Raw genomic sequence first — 10,478 nt, 5'->3', positions numbered from 1 at the left:
GTCTAAAAATCTTAAATATGTGAACAAAGTGGAGAAATCAAGAAAAATCTTGGCAGAACGAGAGCTTCCGCATCGACAAAATCAATCGCGTTGAACATCCGTGATGCATTGTGTATTTTTTGCGTATCGGGGGGTACAAGGTATCCTTCGTCATGGCTGGCGGGGTCGATAACAATGGGATGAATTCATGGAAGCGGTTCAATCGATTTTTGGTCCGAGCCCCAACGCGCTCGAGAACTCCATTTTTGACTACGCCTCGAATGGAGGAAAGTTCGTGGTTTTGACCACGGACACGAGCTTCGTGAGTCTTCTTAAAAATACATTGCATCATGACCTTGGGCTGCCACGGGCCTGTTTCGCGCATGCGAACTCGTTCACGGAGATGATCGCCGTGCTCGATAGGGAACCCAAGGACAAAATTTTGGTTTGCATGGATCGGATTATCCCTGGGATGACATCATCCCAGGCTATTGAAAAAATTTTGAGCCTAAACCCCGAAGCAGGCATTATCATCCTGACTCGGGAAGTGGATCAACACACTCTCGCGCTGTTGGTGGAACAGGGGGCGCATAATGTCATCGTCAAGCCCATCTCCATCGCCTCCCTCATCGAAAAATTGGCTTTCACCATCGCCCCCCAGGGGCGATTCGGTAAGCTCATCGACAAGGGGAAAAATTTTCTCGCCAGCGCGAGTTGGGGAGAAGCCTTGATCGTGGCCGAGGAGATCCTGAATCTCAAGCCTGACAGCGCGGCTGGATATATGATCAAGGGCGATGCCTATCGGGGGCTCAACATGATGGCCAAGGCCGAGGACATGTACAAGCGGGCCGTGCGCGGCGCCGAGCTGTATCTTGCCCCGTTGAAGCGCTTGGTGGAGCTGTATGAACAATCCGGTGATCCCGGTAATCAGCTTAAATATCTTTATAAATTAAATGAAATCAGTCCATTGAACACCCAGCGCGTCGTTCGTATCGGCGAATTGGAAATGATCGAGGGCAATGCGCCCGACGCGGAGACGATGTTCGAGCGGGCCATGAACTTGGCCCGGCGCGAGGCCGCCGAGATCATGGCCAGCCTGTCGGCCCGGATCGCCAATATTTGCGCGGATCGGGACTCGGATATGGCCGCGAAATATTCAAAAAAATCCCTGGATTTACGCGGGGAATCATTTTCCCTGGCCGACATCGCCACGGTCAATATCCTGGGCATTACCCTGCGCAAACAAGGAAAGTGGGAGGAGGCCATCCGGGAATACAGCCGGGTTCTGGCCGTGCTTCCGGACCATGCCGGTCTGATGTACAATATCGCCCTGGCTTACAGCGAGGGCGGTCATTCGGCCAAGGCTCTTCAGATCATCCGCCGGGCCTTGGAGCTTGATCCGGCGCTGCCGGCTTCGGGCAAGAACATCGCTTTCAATATTGGCATGGTTTTTCAGAAGGGTGGGCAGAACGGCTCGGAATTTTTTAAGAAGGCCTATGAGCAGGATCCCAACGACGCCGTGATCTGGGAAGCGTGGAAACGTTCGCATGACCCGGTGCAACCCCCGGGCAGCCTTTGACCCGATCCCGGCTCACCAGATAGTTTCGGACTTCAACCGCCAGGGCGGGTATTTACCCTGGTAATTCATAAGGACACCACATGGCCACACATTCCCTTGCCGGACAGCCCGTGCCGGAATCCCTGCGTATCAATGTTCCCAGGCTTGTTTCCTGCTATTACACGGACGCTCCGGATCCAGGCGTGCCCGAGCACGCCGTGTCTTTTGGCACGTCCGGGCATCGCGGCTCGGCCTTCAAGACATCCTTCAACGAGGCGCACATCCTGGCCATCACCCAGGCCGTGTGCGACTACCGGCGCGAGCGGTCCATCACCGGACCGTTGTTTATCGGCATGGATTCCCATGCCCTGTCCGAGCCGGCCATGCGCACGGCCATGGAAGTGCTGGCCGCCAACGGCGTGACCTGCCGTTTTCAGCAAGGCTTTGGCTTCACGCCGACTCCGGTCATTTCCCACGCTATCTTGGTTTACAACCAGGGGCGCTCCTCGGGACTGGCAGATGGCATTGTCGTCACTCCTTCGCATAATCCTCCCGAGGACGGCGGCATCAAATATAATCCGCCCCACGGCGGCCCGGCCGAAACCTCGGTCACGGCCCTGATCGAGGAAAATGCCAACGCCCTGTTGCGCGTGCCCCAATCCATCGCGCGCATGCCCCTGGAGCGGGCCATGCGCCAGGGTTTGTGTCTGGAACATGACTATATCACGCCTTATGTCGAGGATCTGGGCCAGGCCATCGACATGGAGGCCATCGCCCGCTCCGGCATCCGCATCGGCGTCGATCCCCTGGGCGGGGCGGGGTTGGCCTATTGGGAGCCCATCGCCAGGAGGTATGGTCTGGACATCCAGGTGGTCAGCACCGTGGCGGACCCGACGTTCATGTTCATGAGCCTGGACAAGGACGGCAAGATCCGCATGGACTGTTCCTCGGCTTCGGCCATGGCCAAGCTCATCGCTTTGAAGGATTCCTTCTCCGTGGCCTTCGCCAACGATCCGGACGCGGATCGACATGGTATCGTCACGGCCAAGCATGGCCTCATGAATCCCAACCATTATTTGTCCGTGGCCATCGATTATCTGCTGGCCCACCGCCCGGGCTGGAATCCGGACTCCCAGGTGGGCAAGACCCTGGTCACCAGCTCCATGGTTGATCGGGTGGTGGCGGCCCACGGACGACGGGTACGGGAGGTGCCGGTTGGCTTTAAGTGGTTCGTGGATGGGTTGCTTGACGGAAGCTGTTGTTTTGGCGGGGAGGAGAGCGCCGGCGCTTCGTTTCTGCGTCTGAACGGAAAGGTCTGGAGCACGGACAAGGACGGACTCCTGCTCAATCTTTTGGCCGCGGAAATCACGGCCGTGACGGGCATGGACTTGGGGGACCTGTATTTGGACTTGACGCGGCGTTTTGGCGCGCCCCTGTATGAGCGGCTTCAGGCCCCGGCGGATATGCGCCAAAAGAAACTGTTGTCGAGCCTTGGCGCGGAACGGGTTACGTCGAAAGAGCTGGCCGGGGAGCCCATTGTGGCCACGATCACCCATGCCCCAGGTAATGGGGCGCCCATTGGCGGCCTCAAGGTGGTCACCGAAAACGGCTGGTTCGCGGCCAGACCTTCGGGCACCGAGGATATGTACAAAATCTATGTGGAGAGCTTCCGGGGGCGCGAGCACCTGGAGCGGATCAAGGTCGAGGCCCAGGCCATGGTGGACGCCGTTTTGGCCCAGGCCTGAACGCCGTCCGCGTCGACCCAAACAAAAAGCCCGCTGTCCAGTGTTGGAGGCGGGCTTTTTTGACGGCCAGGAGATCGGGCTAGAGCTGTTTTTTGGCCCGTTCCCGGCGCAGCCAGTCGTACCACGCGGTCATGCCCTCGCCTGTGGTGGCGGAGACCGGGAAGATCGCGATGTCCTGGTTCACGGAGCGGGCAAAGGCGCAGGCCCGGTCCACGTTGAAATTAACATAGGGCAGGAGGTCGATTTTGTTCAGGATCATGACCTTGGATTCGGCGAAGATGAATGGATATTTTTCCGGTTTGTCATCGCCCTCGGTCACGCTCAGGATGGTCACCTTGAAGTCCTCGCCAACACTGAATTCAGCCGGACAGACCAGGTTGCCGACGTTTTCCACGACCAGGATGTCCGTTCCATCCAGACCCAGCTGGGCGCAGGCGTCGCGGACCATGGAGCTGTCCAGGTGACAGCCGCCCTTGGTGTTGATCTGCACGGCTCGGGCTCCGGTGGCGGCGACGCGGCGGGCGTCGTTTTCGGTCTGACAGTCACCCTCGATGACGGCCATGGAAAATTCGCTTTTCAGGTCGGTCAGGGTGCGTTCGAGCAGGCTTGTCTTGCCGGAACCCGGCGAGCTCATCAGGTTGAGGGCCAGAATGCCCTTGGTCGTGAACTGGGCGTTCAGATCGGCGGCCACGCTGTCGTTGGCCTCGAGAATATTGCGTACCACGTCGACTTTCATGTGTTCCTCCAGATTATTCGGCTTCGATATGATCGATATACAGTTCCCGCCCCGAGATGATCTCGTGTCCAAGCTCCGTGGCGCATCGTGGGCAGGGCATGAGGATGTGTTCTTCCTGGGTGGGGCTGAATTCCATGCCGCATTGTCGGCAACGGACCACCATGGGCTTGAGTTCCATGGAAAAGGCGGCTCCCGCCAGCGGAGTGTTGATGGTCAGGATTTCGAAGGCGGTTTCCAGGGCCTCGGGCACGATGGCCGAAATCTGTCCGTGGACAACCTTGACGGACAGAAGTTTGGTCAGGCCGTGCTTGGCCATTTCCTCGGTGATGATTTTGATCAGGCTTTCGGCGACGGAGAGTTCGTGCATGGAGGCTCCCAGGTTGATGCTTAGGATTTGCGTTCGGATGCGTATGCCGTGTCCAGGGCATTGTCCAGGGCGATCCGCTTCCGATGCAGTGTCCCTCCATGCAGGGTGTAGCGGTGCATTTCCCAGTCTTGATGGTTGATGACGTCGATGACGCCTCGCGCGTTGGGGCCAAGAATGGCCATCAGGCCTTTTAGATCGTTGTCCACGTCCAGGAAATGCCCCTCGTGCACGAAATCGAGCACGGCTGTTTCGGGGATTTCACATTCATACCCGTGAAGAAACATGGAGCAGGCCCGAAGCTCGGTGTCATCCAAGGCGGCCAGATGTCCGTATACGCAAAAATCGCGGGGCATAAGGGTATCCTTGTGTCAATCGGGAAGCACGAAGCAGGTGTAGCCTTCGTGCGCGAGGAGGGAAATCAGGTATTCGTCCGCGAAACGCCTGTCCAGGAGGATGGTTTTGCCCGAGGGCGGTCCCACGATCCAGGCCGGAACCTGCAGGGCGATGCGGCGGTCCGCGCCTCCGGACCATGCGAGGTTGGCGAAGCCTTGATGCAGCTGGTCTCTGGATTTGAGCAGGCGGAGCAGGCCGTCAAGATCCTCGGGCAAGGATGGCCCAAAGAATTCCTGGGGATTGTCCGGATCTAGGGCGCGGATCAACTCCCGGTGTTCGGCCACGGGGATGTAGACGGATTGTCGCGGTTGCGTCGGAAGCCGGGTCACTTCATTGAATTGGTCCGTTTCGATGACCTTGACCCCCATGTCCCGTAGCACTTCGGGCAGGCCCTGGGGCAGGGCGCGATCGTCCTGGGCTTGTCGTCCCCAAAGAGCGTGGACCATTTTTTGTCCGCGGTGTTGGATGATGACCGTGTGCGGCATTTTGATGGTCAGCCCCAATCCGTTGCGAGACAGGGATAGATCTTGCCCCGGATTCCAGAGGCGGATTTTTTCGGGAAATTTTTTGGTCAAGGTCTTGATGATGTCGGGAAGAGACCAGTCTGGCGCGACGGAGCAGACATGCATGCCGAGTCGGTTGGCCTTGGCGATCCATTCGGAGTTTTTGGGGATCGGGCAAAGAATGACCTTTTCGCCCCAGGGCGTGGTCATCAGCGGGGTTTCCTCGAGTTTGACTTGGAGCCAGCCGCCATCGGGCAGGGGGTAGAGTTCTTCGTCGCCGGGAGCGAAAGCGAACCGCATTTCCTTGAAAATGCCACGCACATAGGGCAACCCCGTGGTTGGCTGGCGTGTTTCGGTCGGAATTGTGTTTGTGTCGCCGGCCCCCGACGCCGGGGCCTGGCCGCCCATGGACGCCAGGGGTGACGGGTTTGTCAGCAGGGGCGTGATGCTGGCGAGTTGGGCCAGCATCGACGTGTCCCAGGCCGTGCCTGGCCCATTCAAGCTGTCAAAAGCATTCTTGGAGGTGGCGTTGCCGGGAAAATTCGCAGAAAAAAAGGATTCCGGTGTTGCGTTTGATGCATTTCCGGAGAGTCCGATATCTGCTGGATTGGGAAGCGGGAGGAAAATATTTTGTCCTTCCCGAAGATTGTTTATGTCGGGTACGTCTGGATTGAGTTGTTGAAAAAGCGACATGTATTTGCTGAAAACCAACTGTCTCGGAATTCCCTGTTGCTGCATGATGCTGATGACCGTGTCTCCGGAGCGAACAACGTATGGCTTTTGAATGCGTGAGCTGGTTTCGGATTTTTCCTGTTTCGGCTTTTTTTCTGTTTTTGTTTTTTTCAGGGCTTGTGGTTTGGGGATGTATAGTTTTTGTCCGGGAAGCAATCTGTCCAGGTTCTGGATGTGCGGGTTGCTTTGCTGGATAGCCGGGAGAAGACGGTGGATTTCCTCGTTGGAATAGCCGTTCTTCGTCAGGATGTTGAAGAGCCAGTCGCCATCCTTGACGGTGTATTTTTTGGTTTGAAGAGGATTGGCGGTGGTATCCTTTTCAAAAAAAAGACGCAGCGTTTTTTCCGAAAATCCAGGGGTGGCCAGACTTGTCAGAATGCACGGCACGAGAATACAAAGGAAAAAACGTCTCATTTTGGTGTGTCGAGGTTGCTATGGCGCGTGGACTTCTGGATTTCCCACAATGGAGTCAAGCGGGTAGCATAAAGTCATCTGACTGTCACCGCCGATGGTATCGGTAATCCGTGGCGCGCGGCGCCGGAGGGTAGCATCATGTACGTAGGGCTTGTCATGCACAAGCACATTCCCACCATCACCTCGGATACAATGATTTTGAAAGCCGACCGGATGATGGAGGAGAACCGTTTGTGGATTTTGCTTGTCGTGGAAGGCGGGGCCCTCAAGGGCTACGTCGCCAAGGAGGATGTGCGGGCCGCCTTGCCGTCGTCGGCCACGACGTTCAGCCGGCATGAGCTGAACTATTTGCTGTCGAAAGTGACGGTCAAGGATTTGGTGCGCACGAATATCCCAACCGTGACTCCGGACACGGATATCGAGGTCGCGGCCCAGATCATGAACGATCGGGATTTGGCGGGCCTGCCCGTGGTCGATGCCAGCGGGCAATTGAAAGGGTACGTCAGCCGGGGGGCGATGCTGGCGGTTTTGGTCGAGGAAATGGGGCTGGCCCTGGGCGGGCATCGCCTAGTCATCGAGACCGAAGACCGCAAGGGGCTCATGGCCGAGGTTTCCCAGATTCTTTTCGCCATGGGCGTGAACATTTTGTCCACGTCGATTTTTTTCCGCGAAAATAAACGGTTGCTGGTCTTCCGCATCGCGACGGACGATATCGAGGCGGTCCGTCGGACGGTGCGCGACAAAGGCTTCAAGCTTGTAGGTCCTGAATTCTTCGCGCACGAGTGGCAGTGATTCCAATAAGCCCCGGCCCTTGACGCATTGTTGGCTTATTTGGTCATTCTCCCCAGGATAAAGGAGATGATCGCCGTGGCCACAAGCAGCCCCACGACGTATTCCGTGTCGAGGGCGGTTTGAAGGGCGGTGACTATTTCGCTGAACGTGTCCTTGATGGGATAGCTTTCTTGCATGTGTGCTCCTTGCCGAACAAAGCCCGTGGGAATCCACGGGCTTTGTTTCGAGGTCTGGCTTTATGGCCGGTTGGGGCTCAGCTGATGGGGTTGATGGCGTCGCGGACCCAGAATTCCAGCCCGTATTTTTCGTTGAGTTCCTGGCGGAGTTCGTTGAGCGCCGATTTGTCCATGTCCATGATCCGGATGAACACTTTGCGGAATCCGGATTCGACCTGGTCGTAGGATGTCAGCACCGAGATGACCCGTGCCTTGTGCCGCCGCAAGCAATCCAGCACTTCCTTGAGGCTGCCCCGTTCGTCGGGCAGGGTGAAGCCGATCTGCACTCCACCGTGGTAAACGCCGGTGATGCTCAGCAAGACCCGGTAAACCTCATTCTGGGTCATGATGCCGACCAACTCGTTGCGATCATTCAGCACGGGCAGGCCGGACAGTTTTTTGTCATGCATGATGGCCGCGCACTTGACCACTGTGTCCGTGTCCCGGATGGTCATGGGATTTGGGGTCATGATGTTTTTGACCTTGATCTCGGACAGCAGATAGTAGAGCTCGTGGACGTCCAGGGTCGTGGCCTTGGACGGAGAGGCTTCCTTGATATCCCGGTCCGAAATAATTCCGACCACGTTTCCCTTGGCGTCAATGACGGGGAGGCGGCGAATACCTTTTTCTTTCATCAGCTTGGCCGCGCGCATCATGGAGGCTTCCGGGTCGATGGTGATGACGTCCGTGGTCATCCAATCCTTGATGATCATATCAGTTCTCCTTGGGGGCGGGCAGGCCGCCCGCGATGAACGAAAACATCGCGTCCATTGCGCGACGTGTGTATAGCCGTGGGCAAGCCTATAGTATTCTTTTCATATTCAGTCAAAGCCTGGATAAAATCCAGAATCCTCATGACACATGGTACAAGTCCGGACGTCTGTGGTCCAGGGCGGGAATGGCGGCCCGGACCGCCTGGAGGAGGTCCGGTTTCAGGTCCATCGTGATCAGGGATTCGGACCGGTCATCGGCCATCACTTTTTGCCCCCAGGGATCGACGCACAGGCTGTGGCCGCCAAAGGGAAAGGCGCCCGCATTTCCAACCCGGTTGGCGCCAAAGAAATAGCATTGGTTCTCCACGGCGCGGGCCTCGGCCAGAGTGCGCCAATGGGCAATCCGCCGTGTGGGCCAGGCCGCGGCCATGAGCAGGGCGTGGCAGCTCCGAAGGGTCAGTGCCCGGAACAGTTCCGGAAAGCGCAGGTCATAGCAGATGCTCAAGCCAAACCTGATTCCGTCCAGGTCGAAATCGACCAATCTGTCGCCAGGGAGAAAGATCCGTGATTCGTCGCTTTCTGTCGCGCGGAACAAATGGGTTTTGCGGTAGCGGTCCAAAATACGTCCGTCCGGTCCCCAGACCACCAGGGCGTTGGCCAGACCGGCCGGGTCCGCCAGACAGACCCCGCATGCCAGCGCCAGACCGCATTCCCGGGCCGTGTCGGCCAAAAAAGGTTCGACCAATGTCCAGGATCGGGGGCCATGGGTGGCCATGGCGTCGAAATCATAGCCCAGGTCGGCCATCTCCGGGAAAAGCACCAAGCGGCAGCCGTGATCCGCGCCTTGCCTGGCCAAACGACGGACCGTATCCAGATTGCCCGTGATGTTTCCAGGAATCCCCGCCAGCTGCGCTACGCCGATTTTCATGTCGAGGGCCCCTTGGTGCCTTGGGTGCTGAATGGAAAAAGGCCCCGAAAGGGGCCCTTGATCATTGCAGCTTGGAAGTGATGTTGTCCGTGATCCAGTGCTGATCCCACCATTCGATGGGTTGAACCTCGAGGCCGGAGATGAGCATGCCGAAGTGCAGATGGTCGCCACCGGCCATTCCCGTGGCGCCGGTTTTGCCGATGATCTGGCCGCGTTCGACGTGGTCGCCCTTGTGGATGTGCATTTCGCTGAGGTGCGAGTACAGGGAGTGCACGCCAAAGCCGTGGTCGATGACGATGACGTTTCCGTAGATGCCCATGAATTCCGCCAGAATGACCCGCCCGGTATTTCCGGCGGGCACGGGCGCGGCCGCCAGGGAGGCCAGGTCAACGCCCATGTGTGTTTGGTTGTCCACGGGTTTGTCTTGGTGCATGTACGTCCGATTATCGCCAAAGCCGGCCATGGGGGCGCTGTTGGGCAGACGCACGAAGGGGCCGCTCCAGAGCATTTGCGGCACCGTGTCCTTGCCCAGTTCCTTCAGGAAGGCCACGTTTTTCTTGCGCAGCTCGCTGTTGACCCGGAGAAAAATATCCAGGGGCTGGGAGAGATCCGGATACATGTTCGCGAATTGGGGCATCTTTGCTTGCAGAAAGCGTTCGGAGATATTGATGTTATCGTGCCTGAATGTTTTGGGCCGTGCTCGGAACATGAAGCCCACCGTGCATTCGTTGTCGGCCATGTCCCGCGCCACGAGGACGGGAGCCGCGGCCTTGGCGTCCATGTTGTGGGGGATGGCGAAGAAACAGAGATATTTTCCGGCTTGGTATGGATAGCCCGGGAAAAAATGGTCGCCCATGCGCACGCCGGATTGTCGCAGCTCCTCGTTCGTGCTGTAGACGACGACGCCGCTGCCACCTTGGTTGACGTTGTGCTGGCCGGAAAGCACGGAAATCATCGGGGCTCTGGTGTCGATATGCAGTTCCCGCGTGATCTGGGAGATATTCCCGCGTCCAAAGCGGTGCCAGGACGTATCCGTGACCGAAACCATGAGGGTCAGGGGACCGTTGCCAAGGCCTTCCTTGGGGATCGTGAATTGTTCGGTCAGTTCCTTGGCCTCTTCCGTGACCTTCAGGTCAAGGATTTGGAAGGTCTTGTCCCCTTGCTGGGCGATGACCCGCACTGTCCGCAGGTTGGAGTCTTCATCCGTGGCCTTGATGGTGAAGATTGTCTTGGCGCTGACCGCGAGTTGTTCCGGCGTGACGGACAACGTCGGCGGCGTCCATTCGGCCTTGACGGAATAGAGCCAGCCCAGGGCGCCGGCCAGAAGCATGAGTATCACGAAAAAAAATGTGGAAACGCGACTTTTCATAAAATCAACTCTGTGTTGAGGTCCGGTGCATGGC

Annotated in this window: 10 protein-coding genes; 3 read left to right on the top strand and 7 right to left on the bottom strand. The window is 57.7% G+C overall.

Annotated elements, in window-relative coordinates:
• The first annotated feature begins 187 nt into the window (after positions 1-187).
• Both EOL86_08980 and EOL86_08975 read left to right on the top strand, forming a co-directional pair.
• Positions 188-1,558 carry a response regulator gene (locus tag EOL86_08980; protein NCD25709.1) on the top strand — a complete coding sequence of 457 codons (1,371 nt, stop codon included), beginning with the start codon at positions 188-190 and terminating at the stop codon, positions 1,556-1,558.
• An 80-nt stretch (positions 1,559-1,638) separates the two neighbouring features.
• Positions 1,639-3,282, top strand: a complete 1,644-nt coding sequence (locus EOL86_08975) for an alpha-D-glucose phosphate-specific phosphoglucomutase (GenBank protein ID NCD25708.1) — start codon at positions 1,639-1,641, stop codon at positions 3,280-3,282.
• 79 nt (positions 3,283-3,361) lie between these two features.
• Here the strand turns inward: EOL86_08975 and hypB are convergent, their stop codons facing one another.
• Genes hypB through EOL86_08955 form a run of 4 tightly spaced genes read right to left on the bottom strand, consistent with a single transcriptional unit; the run spans position 3,362 to position 6,427 of the window.
• Complete coding sequence (hypB, locus tag EOL86_08970) at positions 3,362-4,018, bottom strand: hydrogenase accessory protein HypB (protein NCD25707.1); 657 nt, start codon at positions 4,016-4,018, stop codon at positions 3,362-3,364.
• A 13-nt stretch (positions 4,019-4,031) separates the two neighbouring features.
• Positions 4,032-4,385, bottom strand: coding sequence for a hydrogenase maturation nickel metallochaperone HypA (locus tag EOL86_08965; GenBank protein ID NCD25706.1), 354 nt, complete (start codon positions 4,383-4,385; stop codon positions 4,032-4,034).
• Positions 4,386-4,405: 20 nt separating this feature from the next.
• A complete protein-coding gene (locus EOL86_08960) occupies positions 4,406-4,738 on the bottom strand; it encodes a hypothetical protein (protein NCD25705.1) in 333 nt (110 codons plus the stop codon).
• Positions 4,739-4,753: 15 nt separating this feature from the next.
• Positions 4,754-6,427, bottom strand: coding sequence for a LysM peptidoglycan-binding domain-containing protein (locus EOL86_08955; GenBank protein ID NCD25704.1), 1,674 nt, complete (start codon positions 6,425-6,427; stop codon positions 4,754-4,756).
• 138 nt (positions 6,428-6,565) lie between these two features.
• Between EOL86_08955 and EOL86_08950 the strand changes: the two genes are divergently transcribed.
• The gene (locus tag EOL86_08950; protein NCD25703.1) at positions 6,566-7,219 is read left to right on the top strand and encodes a CBS domain-containing protein; all 654 of its coding nucleotides are present in this window, start codon (positions 6,566-6,568) and stop codon (positions 7,217-7,219) included.
• Positions 7,220-7,472: 253 nt separating this feature from the next.
• On the opposite strand, the gene EOL86_08945 is transcribed toward EOL86_08950, so the two are convergent.
• From EOL86_08945 to EOL86_08935, 3 genes are all read right to left on the bottom strand, one after another.
• Positions 7,473-8,147 carry a CBS domain-containing protein gene (locus EOL86_08945; protein ID NCD25702.1) on the bottom strand — a complete coding sequence of 225 codons (675 nt, stop codon included), beginning with the start codon at positions 8,145-8,147 and terminating at the stop codon, positions 7,473-7,475.
• A 139-nt stretch (positions 8,148-8,286) separates the two neighbouring features.
• The gene (locus tag EOL86_08940; GenBank protein ID NCD25701.1) at positions 8,287-9,075 is read right to left on the bottom strand and encodes a carbon-nitrogen family hydrolase; all 789 of its coding nucleotides are present in this window, start codon (positions 9,073-9,075) and stop codon (positions 8,287-8,289) included.
• Positions 9,076-9,136: 61 nt separating this feature from the next.
• A complete protein-coding gene (locus EOL86_08935; GenBank protein ID NCD25700.1) occupies positions 9,137-10,444 on the bottom strand; it encodes a M23 family metallopeptidase in 1,308 nt (435 codons plus the stop codon).
• Positions 10,445-10,478 lie beyond the last annotated feature (34 nt).

It is taken from the genome of Deltaproteobacteria bacterium (assembly GCA_009930495.1).
Classification (GTDB): domain Bacteria; phylum Desulfobacterota; class Desulfovibrionia; order Desulfovibrionales; family Desulfomicrobiaceae; genus Desulfomicrobium.
This window is presented reverse-complemented; position numbering and strand designations above follow the sequence as displayed.